The 22,615-nt window shown below is 66.7% G+C and carries 25 protein-coding genes and 1 pseudogene; 13 read left to right on the top strand and 13 right to left on the bottom strand.

Going from position 1 to position 22,615, the window contains the following annotated elements:
* Positions 1-61: 61 nt before the first annotated feature.
* Entirely contained in the window at positions 62-1,123 is a 1,062-nt protein-coding gene (locus NMB40_RS03305; RefSeq protein ID WP_494360142.1) for a FecR family protein, read from the bottom strand.
* Positions 1,120-1,611 carry an RNA polymerase sigma factor gene (locus NMB40_RS03300; protein WP_494361030.1) on the bottom strand — a complete coding sequence of 164 codons (492 nt, stop codon included), beginning with the start codon at positions 1,609-1,611 and terminating at the stop codon, positions 1,120-1,122. Before NMB40_RS03300 ends, NMB40_RS03305 begins: the two co-directional genes overlap by 4 nt.
* 174 nt (positions 1,612-1,785) lie before the next feature.
* Between NMB40_RS03300 and NMB40_RS03295 the strand changes: the two genes are divergently transcribed.
* Entirely contained in the window at positions 1,786-2,106 is a 321-nt protein-coding gene (locus tag NMB40_RS03295) for a metalloregulator ArsR/SmtB family transcription factor (RefSeq protein ID WP_068850041.1), read from the top strand.
* 22 nt (positions 2,107-2,128) lie between these two features.
* Positions 2,129-3,577: a DUF2867 domain-containing protein gene (locus NMB40_RS03290; RefSeq protein WP_494360141.1), complete on the top strand. Its 1,449-nt coding sequence runs from the start codon at positions 2,129-2,131 to the stop codon at positions 3,575-3,577.
* On the opposite strand, the gene NMB40_RS03285 is transcribed toward NMB40_RS03290, so the two are convergent.
* From NMB40_RS03285 to NMB40_RS03275, 3 genes are all read right to left on the bottom strand, one after another.
* Positions 3,549-4,673 carry a metallophosphoesterase gene (locus NMB40_RS03285; protein WP_494360140.1) on the bottom strand — a complete coding sequence of 375 codons (1,125 nt, stop codon included), beginning with the start codon at positions 4,671-4,673 and terminating at the stop codon, positions 3,549-3,551. The two genes, NMB40_RS03290 and NMB40_RS03285, sit on opposite strands and share 29 nt — an antisense overlap.
* A 185-nt stretch (positions 4,674-4,858) precedes the next feature.
* Positions 4,859-5,302: a DUF1801 domain-containing protein gene (locus NMB40_RS03280; RefSeq protein ID WP_494360139.1), complete on the bottom strand. Its 444-nt coding sequence runs from the start codon at positions 5,300-5,302 to the stop codon at positions 4,859-4,861.
* A gap of 37 nt (positions 5,303-5,339) precedes the next feature.
* Complete coding sequence (locus tag NMB40_RS03275) at positions 5,340-5,798, bottom strand: DUF1801 domain-containing protein (protein ID WP_494360138.1); 459 nt, start codon at positions 5,796-5,798, stop codon at positions 5,340-5,342.
* 171 nt (positions 5,799-5,969) lie between these two features.
* Here NMB40_RS03275 and NMB40_RS03270 point away from each other — a divergent pair, with 171 nt between their 5' ends.
* The 3 genes from NMB40_RS03270 (at position 5,970) to NMB40_RS03260 (ending at position 9,375) form a co-directional block, all read left to right on the top strand.
* Positions 5,970-7,523, top strand: a complete 1,554-nt coding sequence (locus NMB40_RS03270; protein ID WP_494360137.1) for an arylsulfatase — start codon at positions 5,970-5,972, stop codon at positions 7,521-7,523.
* Between the two features lie 115 nt (positions 7,524-7,638).
* The gene (locus tag NMB40_RS03265; protein ID WP_494360136.1) at positions 7,639-8,208 is read left to right on the top strand and encodes a TetR/AcrR family transcriptional regulator; all 570 of its coding nucleotides are present in this window, start codon (positions 7,639-7,641) and stop codon (positions 8,206-8,208) included.
* A 51-nt stretch (positions 8,209-8,259) separates the two neighbouring features.
* Positions 8,260-9,375: an MBL fold metallo-hydrolase gene (locus NMB40_RS03260; RefSeq protein ID WP_494360135.1), complete on the top strand. Its 1,116-nt coding sequence runs from the start codon at positions 8,260-8,262 to the stop codon at positions 9,373-9,375.
* A 16-nt stretch (positions 9,376-9,391) separates the two neighbouring features.
* On the opposite strand, the gene NMB40_RS03255 is transcribed toward NMB40_RS03260, so the two are convergent.
* A complete protein-coding gene (locus tag NMB40_RS03255; RefSeq protein ID WP_494360134.1) occupies positions 9,392-9,775 on the bottom strand; it encodes a hypothetical protein in 384 nt (127 codons plus the stop codon).
* 87 nt (positions 9,776-9,862) lie between these two features.
* Positions 9,863-10,468, bottom strand: a complete 606-nt coding sequence (locus NMB40_RS03250; protein ID WP_494360133.1) for a hypothetical protein — start codon at positions 10,466-10,468, stop codon at positions 9,863-9,865.
* 94 nt (positions 10,469-10,562) lie between these two features.
* On the opposite strand from NMB40_RS03250, the gene NMB40_RS03245 reads away from it, so the two are divergent.
* The 3 genes from NMB40_RS03245 to NMB40_RS03235 all read left to right on the top strand — a co-directional run bounded on the left by NMB40_RS03245 (position 10,563) and on the right by NMB40_RS03235 (position 11,991).
* Positions 10,563-11,000, top strand: coding sequence for a hypothetical protein (locus tag NMB40_RS03245; RefSeq protein ID WP_494360132.1), 438 nt, complete (start codon positions 10,563-10,565; stop codon positions 10,998-11,000).
* Positions 11,001-11,116: 116 nt separating this feature from the next.
* The gene (locus tag NMB40_RS03240) at positions 11,117-11,563 is read left to right on the top strand and encodes a CC0125/CC1285 family lipoprotein (protein WP_494360131.1); all 447 of its coding nucleotides are present in this window, start codon (positions 11,117-11,119) and stop codon (positions 11,561-11,563) included.
* Positions 11,560-11,991 carry a hypothetical protein gene (locus NMB40_RS03235; RefSeq protein ID WP_494360130.1) on the top strand — a complete coding sequence of 144 codons (432 nt, stop codon included), beginning with the start codon at positions 11,560-11,562 and terminating at the stop codon, positions 11,989-11,991. Before NMB40_RS03240 ends, NMB40_RS03235 begins: the two co-directional genes overlap by 4 nt.
* A gap of 18 nt (positions 11,992-12,009) precedes the next feature.
* On the opposite strand, the gene NMB40_RS03230 is transcribed toward NMB40_RS03235, so the two are convergent.
* Positions 12,010-13,011: a LacI family DNA-binding transcriptional regulator gene (locus tag NMB40_RS03230; protein ID WP_494360129.1), complete on the bottom strand. Its 1,002-nt coding sequence runs from the start codon at positions 13,009-13,011 to the stop codon at positions 12,010-12,012.
* A gap of 96 nt (positions 13,012-13,107) precedes the next feature.
* On the opposite strand from NMB40_RS03230, the gene NMB40_RS03225 reads away from it, so the two are divergent.
* Genes NMB40_RS03225 through NMB40_RS03205 form a run of 5 tightly spaced genes read left to right on the top strand, consistent with a single transcriptional unit; the run spans position 13,108 to position 17,742 of the window.
* Complete coding sequence (locus NMB40_RS03225) at positions 13,108-14,160, top strand: sugar phosphate isomerase/epimerase family protein (RefSeq protein WP_494360128.1); 1,053 nt, start codon at positions 13,108-13,110, stop codon at positions 14,158-14,160.
* A 26-nt stretch (positions 14,161-14,186) separates the two neighbouring features.
* On the top strand, positions 14,187-15,404 hold the full coding sequence (locus NMB40_RS03220; protein ID WP_494360127.1) for a nucleoside permease: 1,218 nt from the start codon (positions 14,187-14,189) through the stop codon (positions 15,402-15,404).
* Positions 15,405-15,416: 12 nt separating this feature from the next.
* Positions 15,417-16,541: a Gfo/Idh/MocA family protein gene (locus tag NMB40_RS03215; RefSeq protein ID WP_494360126.1), complete on the top strand. Its 1,125-nt coding sequence runs from the start codon at positions 15,417-15,419 to the stop codon at positions 16,539-16,541.
* A 19-nt stretch (positions 16,542-16,560) separates the two neighbouring features.
* Complete coding sequence (locus NMB40_RS03210) at positions 16,561-17,427, top strand: sugar phosphate isomerase/epimerase family protein (RefSeq protein ID WP_494360125.1); 867 nt, start codon at positions 16,561-16,563, stop codon at positions 17,425-17,427.
* Positions 17,428-17,445: 18 nt separating this feature from the next.
* Complete coding sequence (locus NMB40_RS03205; RefSeq protein WP_494360124.1) at positions 17,446-17,742, top strand: c-type cytochrome; 297 nt, start codon at positions 17,446-17,448, stop codon at positions 17,740-17,742.
* 7 nt (positions 17,743-17,749) lie between these two features.
* On the opposite strand, the gene NMB40_RS03200 is transcribed toward NMB40_RS03205, so the two are convergent.
* The 5 genes and pseudogenes from NMB40_RS03200 to NMB40_RS03180 form a co-directional block, all read right to left on the bottom strand.
* On the bottom strand, positions 17,750-18,490 hold the full coding sequence (locus tag NMB40_RS03200; protein WP_494360123.1) for a 3-keto-disaccharide hydrolase: 741 nt from the start codon (positions 18,488-18,490) through the stop codon (positions 17,750-17,752).
* An 11-nt stretch (positions 18,491-18,501) separates the two neighbouring features.
* Entirely contained in the window at positions 18,502-19,077 is a 576-nt protein-coding gene (locus NMB40_RS03195) for a gluconate 2-dehydrogenase subunit 3 family protein (protein ID WP_494360122.1), read from the bottom strand.
* Positions 19,077-20,762 carry a GMC oxidoreductase gene (locus tag NMB40_RS03190; RefSeq protein WP_282244472.1) on the bottom strand — a complete coding sequence of 562 codons (1,686 nt, stop codon included), beginning with the start codon at positions 20,760-20,762 and terminating at the stop codon, positions 19,077-19,079. The genes NMB40_RS03195 and NMB40_RS03190 overlap by 1 nt, the downstream gene beginning before the upstream one ends.
* A 31-nt stretch (positions 20,763-20,793) precedes the next feature.
* Entirely contained in the window at positions 20,794-21,690 is an 897-nt protein-coding gene (locus NMB40_RS03185; protein WP_494360121.1) for a hydroxypyruvate isomerase family protein, read from the bottom strand.
* A gap of 706 nt (positions 21,691-22,396) precedes the next feature.
* Positions 22,397-22,588 (bottom strand): annotated as a pseudogene (locus NMB40_RS03180) (IS3 family transposase); the annotation flags it as partial.
* Positions 22,589-22,615 lie beyond the last annotated feature (27 nt).

The following is a 22,615-nucleotide window of genomic DNA, read 5'->3' as shown; positions in this document are numbered from 1 at the left end:
AGTAAGGGAATGGCGGTGGCGTTCCCCAACTACGACGCGGCAAGGCGTGGATCGGGCACCGCTAATTCGATGAATTTTTTTTGACAGCGCCGTCGGCCACGCCGCGCATGCGTACGTGGATGCCATCGGCACGCTGCTGGATGACCAGCGCCGGCTGCTGGTCCAGGAACGCGCGCAGCGAACCCAGGTCATCGGCGCGCAGGTTGCCGGTGAGGCGCAGCGCGCCGGCGTCATCGCTGACGCGCAGGCGCAGGACGTTGCTGCGGTTGAAGCGATCGGCCACTTCGCGCAGGGGCTCGTCGCGGAACACGATGCGGCCCTGCCACCACGCGGTCATGCTGGCGGCGTCCTCATCGCGCAGCTGCACGCGCTGGTCGCGGTAGTCGACCTGGGCCACCTTGCCGGCCGGCAGATCGGCCAGCAGGCGACCGTGCCCGCCATCGCCATGCACCTGCACGCGACCCTCGCTCACCGCGATGCGCGCCTGTTCGCGCAGCAGCGAGACATCGAAGGTAGTGCCGATGTCGGTCACCTGCAGGCCGCCGGCGTGCACGGCGAACGGTCGCCGGTCCGGCGCGACCACGAAGCTGGCCTGGCCGCGTTCCAGTTCAACGCGGCGACCGAACAGGCTCATCCGCACCGAGACTTCGCTCTCGGCGTTGAGATGAAGCACACTGTGGTCGGACAGCTCGATCTGGCGCGGCGCGCCATGGGCGGCCACATAGCGGGTGGTATGCGGCCACGCCAGCGGCGTGCCGACGCCCACCGCGAGCAACAGCGCGGCCGCGGCAGCGATACCAGGAAGCCGCCGACGTCGGGCCGGCGCAGGCGCTGCCGCGCGCGACGGACGCGCCGGCAGCTGCACGACGTTGTCGCCCGTGCCCTGCGCTGCCGGTGCCGCCAGCAGCGCATCCAGGTCGATCGGCATCGCGCGCAGCGCCTCCCCCAGCGCGCCTGCGGTTTCGCTGATCACCAGGTATTCGCGCAGGTGCTCGGGCGATACCAGCAGCCAGTCCATGAAGGCGCGCTGCTGCGCGGGCGGTACATCGCCCTGGCGTTGCAGCGCATGCCACTGCGCGGCCGCCTGGGTCAAGGCGGAGGGGTGCAGCGACGGTTCGCTCATCGCGCCACCTCGCGCTCAGCCATCGCACGCCGGCACACGGCAAGCCCGCGCACGACGTGCTTCTTCACCATGTGCGAGGAGACGCCCAGGCGTTCGGCGATCTGCTTGTAGCTCAGCCCATCGCGGTACTGCATCACCAGCACGGCGCGGGTGTGTTCGGGCAGCGTGGCCAGCAGCGCCTGCAGGCGCTGGCTGCGTTGTTCGCGTTCGGCGGCATCTTCCACGCATTCCCCGCTGGCCAGGCCCTGGCCCAGCTGTTCGATGTCCTCTATCGGCAGGGTCGACCAGCGCCTGCGGCTGGCCTGCTCACGCGCCAGGTTCAGCGCTACGGTGAACAGATACGCCTCGGGGTTGGCGATGGACTCGCCCGGCCCCGCGTGCGCACGCAGCAGACGCAGGTACGTCTCCTGCACCAGGTCTTCGGCGTCCTGTCGCGCCCCCCGGCGCACGAAGAACCCCCGAAGCACCGGCGCGTGTTCCACGAACATCCGCGCCAGCCGCCCTCTTGCCTGCTCGGCCACTGTGCCGCCCCAACCCCTGAAGTGCGGCGCAAGGTAAGCGCTGCGTATTACGCGCTGGTGACGGTGCGGCGCTGGCCCAGGCACTTGACAGGCCCGCGCGCGGCGGCGCAGGATTAGTTAACGAATTAATTAACTATCCGAATGGACCGCATCTTCGAGGCCCTGGCCTCCACCGCGCGCCGGCAGATCCTGGCCTACCTCAACGGTGGCGAGTTGACTGCGGGCGAACTGGGCGAACGCTTCGATTTCAGCAAGCCGGCGCTGTCCAGCCACCTGCGCATCCTCGAGGATGCCGGGCTGATCGAACGCGAGAAGCGCGGCCAGTTCGTGTATTTCCGCCAGGTGCCCGACCGCCTGACCAACACGTTGTTCGCCTGGGCCGCCGAAGTCTGCCCGGTCGGCGGCCCGCTGCAGCGCGAAAGCCGCGCGCGCGCCAAACGCAAACCCACCCCTTCGACCTGAGCCCTGCCACCAGGAGACCGGCATGCTGGACACCCACCGCGTGAGTCGTTCGTTCCCCAGCATCAGCCTGCCTTCTTACGGCGATGGCAGCCCGGTTGAAGTGGCCCTGATCACCCAGCTCGGGATCGGGGCTGGCGACCAGCTGCTGCGCGATGCCGGGCTGCGCCAGGCCGCGCACCCGGCCTTCGTGGACGCATTGGACGAGCCGTCCGCACGGCTGGGCGGCATGCACCTGGCCCATGACGATGCCTCGTCGCTGTATTCGTTCTCGGTCGGGCGCCAGGGGCATCCATTCCACCGCCATGCCGGGCCGCGCATGTTCACCGCCATCGCCGGCAGCGGCGGTGCGCAGCTGCGCTTTTCCACCGCGTCCGATGCGCAGCTGCAGCGCGACCCCGCCGCGTTCCTGCATGCGCTGCGCTGCGTGGACATCCCGCCCGATTGCCTGTTCACGGTGCGCTTCGGCAGCGGCACCTGGCACCAGTTCGTCTCGCGCCACCCGCGCCACCCGGCGCTGTTCGCGCTGTCGTGCCATGCCAACGAACGCAGCGGTGCGTTGACCGAGGCGCAGCGCGCGCAGATCGATGCCGACAACGCCGACATCCCCAGCCTCACCGATACGCTGCCGCCCGCGCTGCAGCAGCTGCTGGCGCAGGCGGACCTGTCCCGCGTGCCGGTGGTGAGCCTGTCGTTGCGGGCGCCCTCGCGGTCGATGCTGGCCGGGCTGTGCGCGCGCACCCGTGACCTGGTCGGCCCACTGCGGGTGCTGCTGGGCCGGCTGCGCCCGGCGCACGGCTACATCGGGCGCCGCGCGGCGCCGCATCCGGTGCAGGCGCTGCCCGCTCCGCCGGCCGACTCGCTGTTGCAGCAGGCGCTGGTGGAAGGCAACGACCACCAGGACTACAACACGCTTACCCTACCCGCGCACAGCGTGGCCAGCCGCTCGGCCAGCGCGGTGCTGGAAGCGGTGCTGGACGGTTTCCTGCTCAATCCGCCGCCCAGCGTGGGGCGCCTGATGGCGCTGCGCAACGTGCTGGTGGCCCCGCTGCAGCTGCGTACCTCACCGCTGGGCTGCCCGGTCTCCTCGCTGCTGTCCACTGATCGCAGCACGCTGTTCGCCGGGCGCTTCCCGGTGCATGCGCAGCGCGTGGACGCTGGCGACCGCAGCGCCGAAGTGCTGCTGGGCGCCGACGACCGCCACCTGCGGTTCCGTTCCTGCGTGCGGGTGCAGCTGCTGGACGATGGCGCGGCAGTGATCGCGCTGGGCACGCGGGTGCGCACCCATAACCGTTTCGGTCGCCTGTACATGGCCGCCATCGACCACGTGCACCGCCGGCATATCAGCCCGGCAATGCTGCGCATGGCCGTGGCCCACGCGCTGGCACCGGAGCTGGTGCAGGCCACCATGCTCGGTAGGGGCCGACCGTTGGTCGGCACGCTGTCTAGCGCGCCCGCAACGTCACCAAGGTGATCTCCGACGGCACGCCGATGCGGGCGGCAAACCCCGGCCACAAGCCGGCGCCGTTGCTGACATACAGGGTCATCCCGCTGACCTCGTAGCGCCCGGACACATAGCCGCCGTTTGCCCGCTTTACCAGCTGGTCCATGCCGACGATATGGCCGCCATGGGTATGCCCGGACAACTGCAGCTTCACCCCCTTGGCCGCGTTGGCCTGGGCCTCGCCCGGGCGGTGGTCGAGCAGGATCACCGGTGCGGCAGGATCCGCGCCCGCCAGCGCCGCGGCCAGATCCGGCATCGGCAGGCCGTAGCGCGCCGCCACCGGGTCGGTGACGCCGGCGATGGTCAGCACCGCGCCATCGCGCGTTACCTGGGTGTGGCTGTTCTCCAGCACCTGCATGCCCAGCCCGCGGAACGCCTGCATCCACTGCGCGTATTGGCCGTAGTACTCGTGGTTGCCGGTGATGGCGATGACCCCGTCCGGCGCCTGCAGCTGGCCCAGGCTTCGCACATCGTTGGCACGGGCGCTCACGCTGCCATCGACCAGGTCACCGGTGATGACCACCAGGTCCGGCTTCAGCGCGTTGCTTTCGGCCACCACCTTGGCCACCCAGTCGCCAGTGAGCAGGCGGCTGGCGTGGATGTCGGTGAGCTGCAGCACGCGATACCCATCGAACGCTTGCGGAAGGCCGGCAATGGTCACGTCGATCTGGCGGGTCTGCGGCACGGCAATGCCCTGCTGCACGCCCCAGATGCCCAGCACCAGCGCCAGCCCACCGGCGACCGGGCGCAGCCAGCCGCGGCGTAATGCGTCGGCAGCGCGCGGCAGCCGCAGCAGGCGCGCACCGAGCAGCAGCGCATCCAGCACCAGCAGGAACACCGCCACCAGCAGCAGGGCGGTGAAGCCGCTGGCCAGCACCACCAGGGCCGCCTTGGGAATCTCCGGCGAGGCCATCGTGCCGGCGAACCGCGCCACGATCCGGTGGTGCAGCGCCAGCGCCAGCACCAGCAACCCCAGCGGGCCACGCACCGACACCGGCACCTTCAGCGGCCAGATCAAGCGCCACACCACGTACAACGCAAGCACTACTCCAACAACACTCAGCACAGGCTATTCCAGGTTCCATGGGGGATGCACGGGCGCGCGCGGCGATCGTGCAGTGCACCATCTTTGCCGAAGTTGACGACAGGTGCCACCTCCAGGATCCGTACCCACCAACGGTGGGTACCTACCGTGGCAGCCACGGCGGTAGCGCCCTACCGTTGGTAGGGCGGCGGCGCAGCGCGCCGCGATCAGCGAGAGGGTGATTCCTTCGCTTTTGCCTTGGCCGTATTGAAGGCCACCGCCGCCCGGACCAGGGCCTTCAGCGCCGCCTCGTTGATCTTCTCGCCTTCATGCACGTCGATGGCACGCCGGGTGTTGCCTTCCAGGCTGGAATTGAACAGCCCCTTCGGATCGTCCAGCTTGGCCCCGTGGGCGAAGGTCATCTTCACGGCAGCCTTGTAGGTTTCGCCGGTACAGAGGATGCCGTCGTGCTCCCAGACCGGCACCCCGCGCCACTTCACGGTCTCTACCACGTCGGGATCGGCCTTGTGGATGATGCTGCGCAGCTGCGCGAGGGTTTTGCCGCGCCAGTCGTCGAGCGCGGCGATCTTTGCATCGATCTGCTGCGCGGCGTCTTCCGGTGCGGCGGTGGCGGTGGCGATCGGCTTGCTGCGGGTGCTGGCACGGGGCATGACCGGGTCCTGATCAACGTTGAAAGAAAGGGATTGGTTACATCCGTTCGCCGGGAAGCCGGCTGGCCTGCTTCACCCAGCGGGTGAACTGTTTCACATCCAGCGGCGCGTCCTCGACAACGTGCAGGTAGCGCGTGTCCTGGCTTTTGGAAGCCTCCGGCGGCACCGGATCCAGCGCCTTGCCACGAAAGAACGCCACTTTGATGTAGCGCGCGTAGCAATGCATGCTCAGGAACCAGCCGTCATCGCCAGCTGCATAGAGGGGCGAGTTCCATTTTACCGCCTTGCGCACGCCCGGCACCGCCGCCACGACCAGCGCATCGAGCTGCCGGGCCGCGTCGCGCTTCCAGTCGGGTATTGCCGCGATCCACGCCTGCACGGGGGCATCGCCCTCGCCTTTGGGAATCTGCGGGTTGCCGCCGGCCAGCAGGCGCGGGGTTCCGGTAGGTGGGGCGGGAACGGCCTTGCGTCGGGTAGTTGCCACATCGATGCCCATACAGGTGCCTGGGCGCGTTATAGCCGGTTCGCCGCAGAGTCAGCAACGTGATGGCAGTGGCGGGCACCGCAAAAGTACTGAGCCGTTTGCGGGAGATTACCGATGCAGCAGACATGCCACCCGGGCCACGATCAACCCTCCTCCCGCACACCCACCGCAGGCGCAGACACCATGGCTACGAAGGCATCCAAGGCACCCAAGAAGGCGTCCAAGGCACTCAAGGCGACCAAGGCGAAGAAGCCCAACATCCTGGTCATCTTCGGTGACGACATCGGCATTCCGCAGATCAGCGCCTATACGCGCGGCCTGATGGGCTACCAGACGCCCAACATCGACCGCATCGCCAACGAAGGTGCCTTGTTCACCGATTCGTATGGCCAGCAGAGCTGCACCGCCGGGCGCGCGTCCTTCATCCTCGGGCAGGAGCCGTTCCGCACCGGCCTGCTCACCATCGGCATGCCGGGCGACCCGCACGGCATTGCCGAGTGGATGCCGACCATTGCCGATGTGCTCAAGACCGAAGGCTATGCCACTGGCCAGTTCGGCAAGAACCACCTGGGCGACCAGGACCAGCACCTGCCCACCAACCATGGCTTCGATGAGTTCTTCGGCAACCTGTACCACCTCAATGCGGAAGAAGAACCGGAGGGCTACTTCTACCCCAAGGATCCGGCGTTCAAGAAGAAGTACGGCCCGCGCGGGGTGATCCACTCGCATGCCGGCGGCAAGATCCAGGACACCGGCCCGCTCAACAAGGCGCGCATGCCCACCGTGGATGAAGAATTCCTGGACGCCGCGCAGAGCTTCATTGGCGATGCGGTGGAGAACGATGAGCCGTTCTTCGTCTGGTTCAACACCACGCGCATGCATATCTTTACCCACCTCAAGCCGGAATCCGAAGGGCTCAGCGGCAAGGGCCTGCATGCCGATGGCATGGTGGAGCACGACGGTCACGTCGGCCAGTTGCTTGACCACCTGGACGAGCTGGGCGTCGCCGACAACACCATCGTGCTGTACACCACCGACAACGGCGCGGAAATCGCCTTGTGGCCGGACGGCGCGATGACGCCGTTCCGAGGCGAGAAAGGCACTACCTGGGAAGGCGGTATGCGCATCCCGATGATGGTGCGCTGGCCGGGCGTGATCGAACCGGGTACCGCCTACAACGACATCATTTCGCTGATCGACTGGTTCCCCACCCTGTGTGCGGCCGCCGGCGTGGACGATGTAGTGGGCAAGATGAAGAAGGGCTTCAAGACAAAGAAGAAGACCTTCAAGGTACACCTGGATGGCTATGACTTCGGCCCGTACTTCCACGGCAAGGTGGATGCCGGCCCACGGCAGGCGCTGTACTACTTCGACCAGGGCGGCAACCTCAACGCGGTGCGCTATGCCGACTGGAAGGTGAGCTTCGCGGTGGCCAGCCACGGCAACATCGCCACCGCCAAGCGCGAGGTCACCGCGTGGGCGACCATCACCAACCTGCGCATGGATCCCTACGAGCGCGGGCTGGAGGAAGGCGGCGGCGCGATGGGCTTCATTGGCCAGCAGATGTGGCTGCTGGTGCCCATCCAGGGGCTGATCAAGTCGTTCTTCTCCGACTTCGCCAGCTACCCGTACCAGCCCGGCAGCACGCTCAACCCGAGCGGCATCAACTACAGCCTGCTGCAGGCGCAGGATGCGATGAAGCGGTTGAAGGAACTGGAGACCCTGCGCACCAACTGATGGGCCGCCACGGGCCGAGGGGCGAGCTGAACGCTCGCCCCGTCCTGTGCGCTGCCCCCTTGCATCCCGGCGGCCGGCGCCCTATAAATGAGTGGTCACTCACTTATATTCCGTCATGGCCCGCCCCCTCAGCGAAGCGAAACGCGATGCGATCCTGGCGGCTGCCGCCCAACTGGTGGCGGCACAGGGCGTGGGCGCGTCCACCGCGCAGATCGCCAAGGCGGCCAAGGTCGCCGAGGGCACGGTGTTCACCTACTTCGAGACCAAGGACGCGCTGCTCAATGCGCTGTTCGTGCGCCTTGAAGAGCGCCTGGCGCTGGCGGTGGGTGGCACCTTCCCGGCCCATGCCGAGGTCCGCGACCAGCTGCAGCATGTCTGGAACGCGCTGCTGGTGTGGGGCGCGGCGCATCCGATCGACCGCATGGCACTGCGCCAGCTGAAGGTGTCCGAACGCATCACCGACTGCACCCGCACCCATTGCGCCGGGCTGTTCGGCACCACGCTGCAGACGCTGGAAGCCAGCCTGGCCCGCCACATCGACCCGGATCGCATTCCGTTCTACCTGGGCCGGGTGCTGATCAGCCTGCTTGAAACCACCCTGGAGGCCATGGCCGCCCAGCCCGACCAACGCGACACCCTGCAGCAGGCCGGTTTCGACCTGTTCTGGAAGGGCATTCAACGTTGATTCTTCGTACCCATTAAATGAGTGCGTACGCACTCACCATAAAGGAGACGCATGCGCATCCTGCCTGTACTCGCTGCCGCCTTCGCCCTCACCGTTCTGATCGGGATGACCTTCACCGTGCCTATCGCCTCTTACGACACCTCGCCGCAACGCGCCGACGACCAGTTCACCAACGTGGCCGCCAAGCCGAAGGAATCCTTCGGCGCCACGCTCAAGCTGTTCTGGGAGTTCATGTTCAACCGCCCGCCGGGCACCACCCCGCCCAAGGCGCCACCGGTGCGCGCGCTCACCGCGCAGGCGCTGGCCGAAGCGCCGGACCGCAGCATGTACCGGCTGGGCCATTCCACCCTGCTGATCAAGCTGCGCGGTGGCTGGTGGCTGACCGACCCGGTGTTCTCCGAGCGCGCCTCGCCCGTGCAATGGATGGGCCCGAAGCGTTTCCACGCCCCGCCGATCGCGCTGCAGGACCTGCCGCCGATCCGTGGCGTGCTGCTCTCGCATGACCATTACGACCACCTGGACCGCGCGACCATCAAGTACCTGGCTACGCGTGCGCAGGTGTTCCTGGCGCCGCTGGGCGTGGGCGACCGCCTGATCGACTGGGGCGTACCGCAGGACCGCGTGGTGCAGCTGGACTGGTGGGAAGAAACCCAGGTCGATGGCGTGCGCTTCGCCGCCACCCCGGCCCAGCATTTCTCCGGCCGCGGGCTGCGCGATGGCAACCGCACGCTGTGGGCCTCGTGGGTGATCCTGGACAGTGACCTGCGCGTGTTCTTCAGTGGCGATACCGGCTACTTCAACGGCTTCAAGCGCATCGGCGAACGCTATGGGCCGTTCGATGTCGCCTTCGTTGAAACCGGTGCCTACGACGCCAAGTGGCCGTTCGTGCACATGCAGCCGGAACAGACCGTGCAGGCGCACCAGGACCTGCGCGGCAAGTGGTTGGTGCCGATCCACAACGGCACCTTCGACCTGGCCATGCACCGGTGGGAAGAACCGTTCGAGCGGGTCAGCGCGCTGGCCAAGGACCGTGGCATCGCGCTGTCCACGCCGGAAATGGGCGAACGCATGGATCTTTCCGCGCCGCATGCGGGCACACCGTGGTGGCGTGCGCTGGCGGCGACGGAAAGCGAAGGCAGCGGCGTCGTGGCGGGCAGCACGCGCTGAGTGGAGCCTGCCTTGCTCAGGCGCCGGGCAGGACGCGCCCACGGGCGCGTCGCCTGCCACTACCGATGAACACGCCGACGCAGGCACCCAGCATGCCGCTGAAAACGTAGGCCGCGATGTTCCAGCCGTTCAAGAGGAAGGCACCCGCAAAGCCGTCGTCCATGAACCGGCTGACGAAGTGCACTGCCAGGCAGCACATCAAAAGATACATGCCCGCAACGGCAAGGGCGAACCCGTAGCGGCGTGAGATGAGCCCACCCAGCAGCGCCATCCACATCCCAACCATGGCCGCCATCACATCACCGGCCTCGAAGGCGAACGAGGCCTTGGCGACGAAGGAAACCCTGAAGAAATGGGTGATCCCGGTCACCAGCCCCATCACCACCAGCACCGCTGCCATCTGTCGCCACATACGCTCCACTCCCTTGGAATCTGTCCCGCGCAGCCTACCCGTTCACGGGCAGGCTGGCGATGACCCATTGGGTGATCAACGATCAACAGCGTCGGCGCGCTCCAGGGTCAGCTCGGCATGCTCGGCCGGCGTCTTGGCCAGCCAGCTGGCCCAGCCCGGCTCACGGGCCTTTGCCAGCTGCGGCAAGGCCCGCGCCGGCATCGGCGGCTCGCTGCCCAATGCTTCCACGCGCCGGCTCTGCCGGACCCAGTTGATAAAATCCGGGTTGTCCATGCTGTAGTCGCTGCCCGCATCACGGCGGATCGGCCGCAGCTGGTAGCCATTGCCATACACGGGACGGACCAGCACGTAGTAGCGCCGGCCTGCCTCCAGGTCGGCGTCCATGAAATGCACGCGCATGCCATCGTTGGAGACAAACATCTTCCTGCCGGGGGCCGTGGAGTACACCACCTTGTCCTTGCCGCCGATGGCCGAGATGAAACGGTCGCCGTCGGGGGTTACCTCGCTCAACATTGTGTACATGCCGCCAAACAGCGAGGACGGGCGCAGGAAGATCAGCTGCGCCTTGTCGGGCTCCGGGAGGGAAACCGACTGCGTGGCACTTTTCTTGACGAAATCCCGGGCCCCGACGGGGGCAACGAACGCAAACAGCGAAAGTACGCACAAGACGAATCGCATCATGGTGGATTCCAGAGGTTGGCAGGAGAAACTGCGAACGAGATACCCCAGCACAGGGGCGCGGTATCATCGCGCGTTCCCGCCCTGGAGTCACCGCATGCCCAACCATTCGACCCGCTGGACCGGCCGCGCGGCGGCGGTATTCCTGCTGCTGGCGCTGGGCCCGATGGTGTCTGCCGCCGATGCCACTACCGCCGCGCCCAGCGCCCGCGACCGCGCAGTGGCCGATGCAGACCAGATTGCGCAACAGCTTCTGGAGGTGCGCGACGGCGAGAACGAACTGAACTGCGCCAAGGCTGTTGAGAACGCGCGGTACGGCGTGGAAACCATGCTGGAAGTGGGCGAAAAGAACGTGCGCGGCGGTTACCTGGAGGCGGAGCAGTTCAACGCCTCCGCCGCGCCATTGCGTGCGTTGCTGCCGCAGCTCACCACTGCCGACTGCGAAGCGGCCGAAGGCAACAAACGCGCCTTTTACCAGTGCATGTCCAGCGATTACAACCACGTGCTGGCCTGCGGGAAAGCGCATCCCTACTGAGCCGCGTTGACTGGTGAGCGCCACGTCCCTCTTGCGGGCCAGCCTGCGACGTGCAGATAATCTGGCCTGCGCAGGGGCCGGCCTTCCGCCGCGCAAGCGCGTACAGGGGACAACCAGTGAAAGGAAATCTGATCGCGGCGGCGATGATCGCCGTGGCGTTGTGCGGGTGCGCGACCGGTTATCACGATGCGCGCAACCCGATCCTGGGCTTTGCCGGCGGTTACTGGGACGAACCGGGCCCGGGCCGCTTGATCAAGGTGGGATTCTCGGCCAACAGCTTCAGCAGAAACGAAATGGTCGAGAATTTCCTGCTGTACCGTTGCGCAGAGGTAGCCAAGCGCGAGGGCGCCAGTCACTTCGTGCTGTACGCCACCCTTCCCGACGCAGTCGCCGACAAACGCAGCAGCGGCCGAACGGTGAAGTCCACCTTCGGCAAGCCGGCAACGTTTGCCTACATTCTGCCCGTAGCGGCGGGCGAACCCTCGGCGTTGTCCAGCGCTGAACTCATCGCGCGACTCGGGCCATTGGTCAAGCCCGGCCAAGCGCAGGAGAAGTCGTCTTGAACGCAACCCTGCGCTTCTTCGGGCCGGCCGTGCTCATGCTGCTTGCCACTGGCTGCATGGGCACTTACCGCCTGCCCCAGGGCAAGCCCGCCGCATCGCTGCGCGTGGCCCCCGGTGGCGTGACGTGGATCTGCGCCAACAGCGCGCCGCAGATCCTGCGTCCCGCCCGGGACGGGCGGGCGAGCATACCTGCGGGGGAACGCGTGACGATCGGCAGCAACTTCGTATCCAGCAACGGCTACGTCACCATCAGTTGCAGCGCAGCAGTCAGTGTTGCGCCGGAGGCCGGCGCCCGCTATTACCAGGACTTCGAGGCCGAGGGCGAACGCTGCAGGTCGCTGATCTACAGAGAAAACGAAGACACTCGCGTGGGTCTGGAGTTCGAACCCAGCCTGGGCAAATCGGGAGCAAGCTGCGTTCGCCGGTAGAGCCGTTCCTGCGTGGCTCTACCTGGGTGCCCCGGTGGAGCCCCGCACCATCAGGCTGAATTCCAGCGTCTGCTGCAGCGGCACATCCACGCCTTCGATGATGGCCAGCAGCAGGTTGACCGCGCGCTCGCCGATCTCGCGCATCGGTTGCCGGATGGTGGTGAGCGCGGGCGTGAGGTAGCGGGACGATGCCAGGTCGTCGAAGCCGACCACGGACAGCGCATCGGGCACGCGGATGCCCAGATCGCGGCACGCCGCCAGCACGCCCAGCGCCATCTGGTCGCTGAAGCAGAAGATGGCGGTAGGCACGGTCGCGCCGGCCAACAGCGCCATTGCCGCCGCATGACCGGATTCCACGGAGAAATCCCCCGGTACCACGCTCAGGCTGCGCAGGCGACCGCGCGCCTTGCCGGCAGCCCGCACCCCTTCCAGCCGCTGCTCATGCAGGGGATTGTCGGGCGGCCCGCCGACCACGGCGATCCGCTCATGGCCCAAGCCGTACAGGTGCTCCATCACCGCGTGCGCGGCGGCGGCGTTGTCGATGTGCACGCTGGGGATGCCCAGCGCAGGGTCGAATTCGCAGCCATTGACCACCGGCGCGGTGGCGCCCTGCTGCTGCACGATCTCGCGCGCCGTCGGCGGCAGGCGATGCCCCAGCACGATCATGCCGTCGGCCTCGTTGCGGCGGAGCATCTGCGCATAGCGCTCTTCGCGCTCGGGGCGATGCTGGGTATCGCCCAGCAGTACCGCGTAGCCCACCGCCTGCGCTGCCTCTTCCGCGCCCTGCAGGATCTGGGCGAAGAACGGGTTGGCGATGTCCGGCACGGTCACCAGGAGCTTGCCGCTGCGCTGGGTCTTGAGCGTCCTGGCCACCGTATTGGGCACATAGCCCAGCGCGGCGGCGGCCTGCTCGATGCGCGTACGGGTGGCCGGCAGGACTTTGTCCGGCCGCGACAGCGCACGGGACACCGTCCCTGCGGAAACGCCGACGTGCTTTGCGATGTCGTAGATGGTTGCCATGGTTACTGGGTTCTTGTTTTCGCTGTGCAGTGCACAACAGGTTTTGCGGAACGTCCTGCTAGGGTAATGCAATCGATTGCATCAGGGTGAATCACGTTGAAGACGCTCAAGGGTCCGGCGCTGTTCCTGGCGCAGTTCATCGGTGACACACCGCCTTTCAACCGGCTGGACACGCTGGCCGGATGGGCCGCGGGCCTGGGCTATTCTGGCGTACAGGTGCCCACCAGCGCGCCGCACCTGTTCGACCTGGCCGAGGCCGCGCGCAGCCAGGCGTACTGCGACGACATCGCCGGCATGCTGGCCGGGCATGGTGTGCAGATCACCGAGCTGTCCACCCACCTGCAGGGGCAGCTGGTGGCGGTCCACCCCGCCTACGACACCCTGTTCGACGGCTTCGCGCCCGCGGACAAGCGCGGCGACCCTGCCGCTCGCCAGGCCTGGGCCGTGGAGCAGCTGCTGCTGGCCGCCAAGGCCAGCCAGCGCCTGGGGCTGACCGCGCATGCCACCTTCTCCGGCGCGGTGGCCTGGCCGTACTTCTACCCTTGGCCGCAGCGCCCGCCGGGCCTGGTGGAAGAAGCCTTCGCCGAACTTGGCCGCCGCTGGCGCCCGATCCTGGATGCCTTCGACGCCTGCGGCGTGGACCTGTGCTTCGAGATCCACCCGGGCGAAGACCTGCACGACGGCGCGACCTTCGAGCGCTTCCTCGACGTGGTCGACCACCATCCCCGCGCGAAGATGCTGTACGACCCCAGCCACCTGCTGCTGCAGCAGATCGACTACCTGGGCTTCATCGACCGCTACCACCCGCGCATCGGCATTTTCCACGTCAAGGACGCGGAGTTCCGCCCCAGTGCGAGCAGTGGCGTGTACGGCGGCTACCAGGACTGGATCGATCGTCCCGGGCGCTTCCGTTCGCTCGGCGACGGCCAGATCGACTTCAAGGCGATCTTCTCGAAGTTCGCGCAGTACGATTTCCCGGGCTGGGCGGTGCTGGAGTGGGAGTGCTGCCTGAAGCACCCGGAAGACGGCGCGCGCGAGGGCGCCGCCATCATCCGCGACCACATCATCCGCGTGACCGAACGTTCCTTCGACGACTTTGCCGACAGCGGTGCGGATCGTGCATCGCTGCGCCGCATGCTGGGTATCTGAGCCATTACCGCCTGGGAGGGCAAGCCATGAGGCACGCCATGTCGCGCTTGGGCGCGATGATGTTTCTGCAGTTCTTCATCTGGGGCGCATGGTTCGTGACCCTGGGCACGTACCTGGTGCAGGGCCCGCTGCAAGCCAGCGCCAGCCAGGTGGCCACGGCCTTCCTCAGCCAGTCCATCGGCGCCATCGTGGCGCCGTTCCTGGTCGGGCTGATCGCGGACCGCTACTTCGCGGCGCAGCGCATTCTCGGCGTGCTGCACCTGGCCGGTGCGGTAATGATGTGGCTGGCATCCACGGCGACGGACTTCAACACGTTCTTCGCCTGCGTGATGGGTTACATGCTGCTGTTCATGCCGACGCTGGCGCTGGCCAACAGCGTGGCGATGCGGCACATGCAATCGCCGGAGAAGCAGTTCCCGCCCGTGCGCGTGGCCGGCAGCGTCGGCTGGATCGTGGCCGGCGTGCTGATCGGCTGGCTGGGCTGGGAACAGGCGCATACGCTTGAACTGACCTTCCGGATGGCGGCGATGGCATCGCTGGCCTTGGGCCTGTATGCGTTCACCCTGCCGCACACGCCGCCGCTGGCGCAGCAGCGCGACGCCGGGCTGGGCCAGGTGCTGGGGCTGGATTCGCTGCGGCTGCTGAAGTCGCGCTCCTACCTGGTGTTCTTCCTGGCCTCCATCGCCATCTGCATTCCGCTGGCGTTCTACTACAACTTCACCAACCCCTACCTCAACGACCTGGGCGTGCGCGGCGCGGCCGGGCTGCAATCGCTGGGCCAGGTCTCCGAAGTGCTGCTGATGCTGGCCATGCCGTTCCTGTTCGTGCGGCTGGGGGTCAAGACCATGCTGGCGGTGGGCATGGCCGCGTGGGTGGTGCGCTATGTCATGTTCGCCTTCGGCGATGCGGGCGGCGGCTTCTCCCTGCTGGTGATCGGCATCGTGCTGCATGGCATCTGCTACGACTTCTTCTTCGTCACCGGCCAGATCTACACCGACGCACATGCCGGTCCGGCCGCGCGCAGCAGTGCGCAGGGCTTCATCACCCTGGCCACGTACGGCGTGGGCATGCTGATCGGTACGTTCCTGTCCGGCGCGGTGGTGGAGCACTACACCACGGCGGCGGGCCCGGACTGGCAGCGGATCTGGCTGTTCCCGGCCGGCGTGGCGCTGGTGGTGCTGGTCGCCTTCCTGTTGTTGTTCCGCGACCGGCCGGCGCTTGCCGCCGCGCCCACCACGCACTGAGGAATCGACCCGATGCGCAAGCTTGGAATCGCCATTGTGGGCACGGGCATGATCGGCGCCGTGCACCGTCGCGCGGCGCTGCTGGCCGGCGCCGAGATCCGCGGCGTGGTCGCCTCGTCGCCGCAACGCGCAGAGGACGTGGCGCGCTTATGGAATGTTCCGCGCGGCTATCGAGACATCGACGAGGTGGTCGCCGATCCGCAGGTGCAGGTGGTGCACGTGTGCACCCCCAACCACCTGCACCGCGCCATGGCGCAGGCGGCGCTGGAAGCCGGCAAGCATGTGATCTGCGAGAAGCCGCTGGCCACCACGCTGGAAGACGCCCAGGCCTTGGCAGCATTGGCCGCCTCGACCGGGCTGGTCGCCACGGTGCCGTTCGTCTACCGCTACCACCCGGTGGTGCGCGAGGCCCGCGCCCGCATCGCGCAGGGCGAGCTGGGGCCACTGCACCTGATCCACGGCAGCTACCTGCAGGACTGGCTGCTCGACCCGGCCAGCAACAACTGGCGGGTGGACCCGGCACTGGGCGGTGCCTCGCGCGTGTTCGCCGACATCGGCTCGCACTGGTGCGACCTGGTGGAATGGGTCAGCGGCGAGCGCTTCATTGATGTCAGCGCGGTGTTCGCCACCGTGGTGGCCGAGCGCGGCGCCGTGGGCGCGCAGAGCTTCAGCACGCCGGCGGCGGGTGGCGCGATGCAGGCGGTAACCAGCGAGGACGTGGCCGCGGCGATGTTCAAGACCGGCGCAGGTACGCTGGCCTCGTTGACGGTCAGCCAGGTCTCGGCAGGGCGCCACAACCGCCTCTGGTTCGAGATCGACGGCGCCCAGGCCAGCGTTTCGTTCAACCAGGAAGACCCGGAGCGGTTGTGGATCGGCCGGCCCGACCAGCGCGAGGAAACCTTCGTGCGCGGCCCGGGCGCCGGCAGTCCCGAACAACGCCGGCTGGCGGTGCTGCCGCCCGGCCACGCGCAGGGCTACGCCCAGTGCTTCGAGGCGTTCGTCGCCGACACCTATCACGCCATCGACGGCGAGCGGCCACAGGGCCTGCCCACCTTCGAGGACGGCCTGCGTTCGGCGCTGATTGTCGACCGCGTCATTGCATCGGCCAGGTCGCGCGCCTGGACCACCATCGGTTGAACTTCGGGAGGATGTGTTGATGAAAATCGCTGCACGCAGGACCACCACCCTCGCATTGCTGCTGCTCGCCGCCCTGCCCGCCTTCGCCGGCGACGCGGCCGGCCCGCAGCCGCCCATCGCGGTGCAGATGTACACGCTGCGCAACGCCGGCACGCTCGACCAGCAGTTGAAGATCGTGCATGACGCGGGCGTGGGCGCGGTGGAAACGGTCGGCACCCAGAACGTCAGCGCCGCCGAACTCAAGCAGCTGCTGGACCGCTATTCGATCAAGGCCGTTTCGTCGCACGTGCAGCTGGCCGATCTGCGCAATGACCTGGTGGGCGTGGTGGCGTTCAACCGCGCGATCGGCAACACCACGCTGGTGGTGCCGTACCTGGACAAGAAGGATCGGCCGACCGATGCCGCCGGCTGGACCGCGCTGGGCGAGGAACTGGGCCGGATCGCGGCGCAGGCGAAAGCCCAGGGCATGCACCTGGCCTACCACAACCATGACTTCGAGCTGGTCGACTTCGACGGCAAGACCGGCCTGGAACTGCTGTTCGCCGCGGCCGGCCCCGACCTGCAGACCGAACTGGACCTGGCCTGGGTGGCACGTGCCGGCCATGACCCGGTGGTGATGCTGGGCAAGTTCCGCGGCCACGTGTTCGCGGTGCACGCCAAGGACAATGCCCCCAAGGGCCAGGCCGAAGACGAGGGCGGCTTCGCCGCCGTCGGCCAGGGCGTGCTGGACTGGAACGCGATCCTGCCTGCTGCGGCCGCTGCCGGGGTGCAGTGGTACATCGTCGAACACGACCAGCCGCGCGATCCGGCCACCGTCATCAAGACCGGCGCGGACTACCTGCGCCACCACCTCACCGCCCGCCTGCCCGCCAGCGCACAGCGCTAGCCAGCCAAGGAGCCCTGCTTGAAAACGATCCTGACAATGGCCGTGGTTCTGTGTGGGACCACGTTTGCGAGTGCGGCGTGGTCCAAGGACGACCCCGCCGCCGGAGCTCAGCTCTACACGACGCACTGCGTTGCCTGCCATGGCGCGAACCGGGCCGGCGTTCCGCCGACGTTCCCCGCGCTCACCGATGTCGCCAAGCGGCTGGACTCGGCGCAGATCAAGGAAAAGATCAAGAAGGGCGGCGGCTTGATGCCGCCCTTCTCCCAGCTCTCCGAACAGGACATCGGCAACCTCGCCAGCTACCTGGCGAAATAGGATCCCACTACAGCTTCCGCACCCAGATGTTGCGGTAGCTGACTTTGGAATCATGCTCCTGCAGGTACAGCGGCGCGCACCCATGCGGTGCATACGAGGGCGCGCCGATGTACTCGGTCTTGCCCGACAGCACCGTGTCGTTCTGTACCAGCACGCCGTTGTGCAGCACGGTGATGCGGGCCGGTGACGCGAGCCCGCCGCCCGGTGAGAAGCGCGGCGCCTTCCAGATGATGTCGTAGGCCTGCCATTCGCCCGGCTTGCGCGAGGCGTTCACCAGCGGAATAGCCTGCTTGTAGAGCGAGCCGGCCTGGCCATTGGCATAGGTGGGGTTGTTGTAACTGTCGAGCACCTGCAGCTCATACACTTCCTGCAGGAAGATGCCGCTGTTGCCGCGATGCTGGCCGTCGAAGCCTTTGGTCGCAGTGGGTGCGCGCCACTCGACATGCAGCTGGATGTCGCAGAAATCCTGCTTGGTGCGAATGCCCTTGCTGCCCGGCACCACGGTCAGCGCGCCGTTGGCAACGCTCCAGGGCACGGGTCCGCCCTGCTCCGACTCCCACGCGGAAACGTCTTTGCCATTGAACAGCACGATCGCGTCGGACGGCGCGGCGTTCGCGGGCGTGGCCACGGTTGCGGGCACCGGCTTCCACACTTCGGTCTTCGTCGGATCGCGCGCGGGGTCATCGGCCTGCGCGAACGCAGGCGCTGCAGCCAGCACGCAGGCCGCCATCAGCAAGGGCTTGCTCATCGGGTTCCTCATCAGCTGGTGCCCCACGCAGGGGTACCGGGGACATAGGCCAGGTCGCCGTCGTAGCGACCCGGCACGGCGACGTACTGCAGCGTTTCCGTTGCCCCCACCTTCGAGGTGAAGAAGCCGAAGATGGCCAGCTGCTTGATCATCGTGAAGTAGTGTGGCGTCGCTTCGCCGCCTTCGGCGGTACCGGTCTCGCTCACTTCGGTGGCGCGTTTCCGGGCCTGCGCATCCAGCGTGCGCAGCAGCTCGGTGCGGGCCTGCGGCGAGAGCGCCACGAAGCTTCCACCGGCACGTTTGTCGATGTCGGCCAGGCCGGCATGGAAGGCCGCCTGCTGCTGGGCGGTGTAGCAGTCGGTGACGAACCTCGCCATGAACGCACCGGTGCCGGCGTCCTTCGCGCCCGGCGTTTTCGTGCGCGGCAGGATGGATTCTGCGATCTCGCCCAGCGTGCCGATATCGGCGGCGGAGAAGGCGGTCTTCGCCCCCGCCGCCGGCACCGGGCCGCTGGCGAGTGCAGGCAGGCCGACCAGGGCCGCACCCGTGGCGGCGACAATCATCTTCAACAGGTCGCGACGTTCCATCACAGGTTCCCCGCTTTCAGCTCGCGCACCGCATGGTCGGCCGCGCGTGCGGTCAGCGCCATGTAGGTCAGCGAGGGATTCACGCAGGCGCTGGAGGTCATGCAGGCACCGTCGGTCACGTACACGTTGGGCGCATCCCAGACCTGGTTGTGCTGGTTCAGCACCGAATTCTTCCGGTCACGGCCCATGCGTGCGGTGCCCATTTCGTGGATGCCCTTGCCCGGCGCGTAGTCGTTGTCGTGCATCTCCACGTCCTTGACCCCGGCGGCCTCCAGCATCTCGGCGGCATCGGCGGCCATGTCCTTGCGCATGGCCTTCTCGTTCGCGCGCATGGAGACGTCCATCGCCAACACCGGCAGCCCCCATTTGTCCTTGCGGTCCGGGTCCAGGCGGATCGTGTTGTCGTGGTGCGGCAGCATTTCGCCGAAGCCGGTCATGCCGATGCGCCAGTCGCCCGGCACGGTCAACGCCTCCTTCAGGTCGGCACCGATGTTGAGCTCGGCGATCTCGCGCGACCACCCGTTGCGGCTGGCGCCGCCCTGGTAGCCAAAGCCACGCAGGTAGCCGCGTTTGTCGGCGGCCACGTTGCGGAAACGCGGAATGTAGAAGCCACAGGGACGCCGGCCGAAGTAGTACTTGTCGTCGTAGCCCTCTACCCGGCCGGAGGCACCGGCGCCGAAGTGATGGTCCATCACGTTGTGCCCCAGCTCGCCGGACGACGACCCCAGCCCGCCTTCCCACACGTCGGTGGCCGAGTTCATCAGCAGCCAGGTGGAGTTGAAGGAGGAGGCGTTGAGGAAGATGACCTTGGCCGTGTACGTGTAGGTCTGCCCGGTCTCGGCATCGATCACCTCCACGCCGCGTGCGCGCTTGCGGTCCTTGTCGTAGAGCACTTCCTTGACGATCGAGAACGGCCGCAGGGTGAGGTTGCCCGTCTTCATGGCGGCAGGCAGCGTCGCCGACTGGGTCGAGAAGTAGGCGCCGAACGGACAGCCCAGGATGCACTTGTTGCGGTACTGGCAGTTGACGCGCCCCTGCTCGGGCTTGGGCTGGGTGATGTTGGCGGTGCGCGAATGGATCATGTGCCGGGTGCCACCGAAGGCCTGCTTGATCCGCGCGGCCACGTCCTTTTCAACGATGTTCAGCGGGATCGGCGGCAGGAACTCGCCATCGGGCAGCACGTCCAGCCCCTCGCGAGTACCGGCGATGCCGGCGAACTTTTCCACGTGGTCGTACCAGGGCGCGATGTCGGCGTAACGGATCGGCCAATCGGTGGCGATGCCGTCCTTGAGGTTGGCCTGGAAATCCAGGTCCGACAGGCGATAGCTCTGCCGCCCCCACATCAACGAGCGACCGCCGACATGATACCCACGGAACCAGTCGAAGCGCTTGGTCTCGATGTAGGGCGATTCCTGTTCGTCGGCCCACATTCCTTCGAGGTTCTCGGCCAGCGCGTAGTCGCGCATCAGTACCGGAAAGGCGGCCTTCATCGCCTGGGTGGGCCGGTTGCGGTGTGGGAAGTCCCACGGTTCCTTCATCGCATTGACGTAGTCCTTCACGTGTTCGATGTTGCGTCCGCGTTCGAGCATGAGGACCTTGAGGCCTTTCTCGGTCAGTTCCTTCGCCGCCCAACCGCCACTGATGCCGGAGCCGACGACGATTGCGTCGTAATGATTGTCTGCCATGGGTTCTACTTCACCTGGGTGGATATCAATTTCAGACGTCGCAGAGGCGGATCGCCTCGCGCAGCGAACCGATGGGGTCGGGTGCCGCAGGCATGAATTCCTGCGCCAGATACCCATCGAAACCGGTGTCGCGGATCGCGCGACAGATGGCGGGATACTGGAGTTCCTGCTGGTCTCCGATCTCGTGCCGGCCCGGCACGCCCGCGGTGTGGTAATGCTTGAAATGCGCGTGATGCCTGCCGATGGTGGCGATGATGTCGCCCTCCATGATCTGCATGTGGTAGATGTCGTAGAGCAGGCCGAAGTGATCCGAGCCGAGCCGTTGGCACAGCTCCACGCCCCACGCCGAGTGGTCGCACAGGTAGTCAGGATGATCGACCCGGGAGTTCAGCAGCTCCATCACCAGCACCACGCCGCGCTTCTCGGCATGCCCCAGGATGCGCTTGAGTCCGGCTTCGGCGTTGGCCAGGCCCTGCTGCGGGTCCATGCCGTTGCGGTTGCCGGAGAAACAGATGAGATTGCGGTAGCCGGCATCGGCGACCAGGTCGATGTGCCGGGTGTAGCGTTCCACCAGCGGGTCGTGGAACTCGCGGCCGGCAAAGCCCTTGGTCAGGCCCAGCTCCGCGCCGTTGCACATCGAGCTGTAGACACCATGCGCCTTCAGCGTGGGCCAGTCCTCCGGCCCCACCAGGTCGATGGCGGCAAACCCGATGCCCTTTACCGTCTGGCAGAGCTGGGCCACCGATAACTGGGGGAAGGTCCAGCGGGCGACCGAATGCTTCATGTTGCCCTTGAGCGGCGCGGTGGCGGCCATCGCGGGCAGCACGCCTGCGGCGCCCAGGCCAATGCTTCCGGCGACTGCCATGCGCAGCGCATCACGCCGCGTAAGGCGCACGCCTTGGATCGATCCAATCGGGTGGATGGACATCCGCTTGCCGGCCTCCCAACCGGTATCAAACGCAACGATTTACGGAAATGCAATCGATTGCACCATAGGGGAGGAAATCGTTTTTTTGCAAGACGCAGTGCACGAAAATCAATGCTGCAGGGCACAAAGGCAACCGACGCGCTTGGATGCCGCGCCCCGCTGCCGCACCGTGTTTGCAATGCCAGACGGCATAGATGAATCGCGGGTGGTCGGAACCCAATGCACACCATTGGCGAAGTGTTGCTCATCAGGCGACAACTGTTGCCTATCAGGCAACAGATCGCATGTGACCTCAGAAACAAAAAAGGCCCGCTGAAAAGCGGGCCTTTCTGATCCAACGCGGTGCAGTGCGACTCAGAAGGGTTGTGCACACTATTCGGAAGCCAACGCTTTGGCTCCCATGTCGGAAACCCGCACAGGAAGGTCACTTGTGGCCGACGACCAAGCACTGATCTCAACCACCAACGGTGAAAAGGTTGAGAACCCAAGATGCGACAGCCAAACCCGTCTGCGCCAACCAGCTTTAGGATCGACAGTCCCGTGTCAGACGCCCGCGTGCTATCTCTAACGCCCGCCCGGAGCAGCAGAAGGCCAAGCAATGACCTGAATCGTTGAGTTCACCACCGTTTTACCCATCCTCTACCTAGATCCGATGAGCCGCTAGAGGTTGCACGCACTGCTGAACGCGCTCATAAAAGGTCAATCCGCTCCTCTGCTTAATCGCCACGCGATGCCGACTACACGTCTCGCCAAGCTCGCGCAGATCTGTAGTCACTTTGCGGTGGTCATACACCGAGCCGCTTTCCAGCCAGCTGTGCTTGATCAGCCCAAGCAATCGCTGATCGTCCTTGTCGCGATCGCTTGCCGGCTCTTTGAGCCAGGCGTAGTAGCCGCTGCGATCGTAAGCTCCCCCGTCAAGCAGACA

This window comes from Stenotrophomonas sp. FBCC-B152 (assembly GCF_059134105.1).
Note: the sequence above shows the minus strand (reverse complement) of the source record. Positions and strands in the feature narration are given on the sequence as shown.

What these genes read in the sequence shown, in the direction of transcription:
- NMB40_RS03305 (WP_494360142.1), bottom strand. Translation starts at nt 1,123, where the DNA reads ATGAGCGAACCGTCGCTGCACCCCTCCGCCTTGACCCAGGCGGCCGCG.
- NMB40_RS03300 (WP_494361030.1), bottom strand. Translation starts at nt 1,611, where the DNA reads ATGTTCGTGGAACACGCGCCGGTGCTTCGGGGGTTCTTCGTGCGCCGG.
- NMB40_RS03295 (WP_068850041.1), top strand. Translation starts at nt 1,786, where the DNA reads ATGGACCGCATCTTCGAGGCCCTGGCCTCCACCGCGCGCCGGCAGATC.
- NMB40_RS03290 (WP_494360141.1), top strand. Translation starts at nt 2,129, where the DNA reads ATGCTGGACACCCACCGCGTGAGTCGTTCGTTCCCCAGCATCAGCCTG.
- NMB40_RS03280 (WP_494360139.1), bottom strand. Translation starts at nt 5,302, where the DNA reads ATGCCCCGTGCCAGCACCCGCAGCAAGCCGATCGCCACCGCCACCGCC.
- NMB40_RS03275 (WP_494360138.1), bottom strand. Translation starts at nt 5,798, where the DNA reads ATGGGCATCGATGTGGCAACTACCCGACGCAAGGCCGTTCCCGCCCCA.
- NMB40_RS03270 (WP_494360137.1), top strand. Translation starts at nt 5,970, where the DNA reads ATGGCTACGAAGGCATCCAAGGCACCCAAGAAGGCGTCCAAGGCACTC.
- NMB40_RS03265 (WP_494360136.1), top strand. Translation starts at nt 7,639, where the DNA reads ATGGCCCGCCCCCTCAGCGAAGCGAAACGCGATGCGATCCTGGCGGCT.
- NMB40_RS03260 (WP_494360135.1), top strand. Translation starts at nt 8,260, where the DNA reads ATGCGCATCCTGCCTGTACTCGCTGCCGCCTTCGCCCTCACCGTTCTG.
- NMB40_RS03255 (WP_494360134.1), bottom strand. Translation starts at nt 9,775, where the DNA reads ATGGCAGCGGTGCTGGTGGTGATGGGGCTGGTGACCGGGATCACCCAT.
- NMB40_RS03250 (WP_494360133.1), bottom strand. Translation starts at nt 10,468, where the DNA reads ATGATGCGATTCGTCTTGTGCGTACTTTCGCTGTTTGCGTTCGTTGCC.
- NMB40_RS03245 (WP_494360132.1), top strand. Translation starts at nt 10,563, where the DNA reads ATGCCCAACCATTCGACCCGCTGGACCGGCCGCGCGGCGGCGGTATTC.
- NMB40_RS03230 (WP_494360129.1), bottom strand. Translation starts at nt 13,011, where the DNA reads ATGGCAACCATCTACGACATCGCAAAGCACGTCGGCGTTTCCGCAGGG.
- NMB40_RS03220 (WP_494360127.1), top strand. Translation starts at nt 14,187, where the DNA reads ATGAGGCACGCCATGTCGCGCTTGGGCGCGATGATGTTTCTGCAGTTC.
- NMB40_RS03215 (WP_494360126.1), top strand. Translation starts at nt 15,417, where the DNA reads ATGCGCAAGCTTGGAATCGCCATTGTGGGCACGGGCATGATCGGCGCC.
- NMB40_RS03210 (WP_494360125.1), top strand. Translation starts at nt 16,561, where the DNA reads ATGAAAATCGCTGCACGCAGGACCACCACCCTCGCATTGCTGCTGCTC.
- NMB40_RS03200 (WP_494360123.1), bottom strand. Translation starts at nt 18,490, where the DNA reads ATGAGCAAGCCCTTGCTGATGGCGGCCTGCGTGCTGGCTGCAGCGCCT.
- NMB40_RS03195 (WP_494360122.1), bottom strand. Translation starts at nt 19,077, where the DNA reads ATGGAACGTCGCGACCTGTTGAAGATGATTGTCGCCGCCACGGGTGCG.
- NMB40_RS03190 (WP_282244472.1), bottom strand. Translation starts at nt 20,762, where the DNA reads ATGGCAGACAATCATTACGACGCAATCGTCGTCGGCTCCGGCATCAGT.
- NMB40_RS03185 (WP_494360121.1), bottom strand. Translation starts at nt 21,690, where the DNA reads ATGTCCATCCACCCGATTGGATCGATCCAAGGCGTGCGCCTTACGCGG.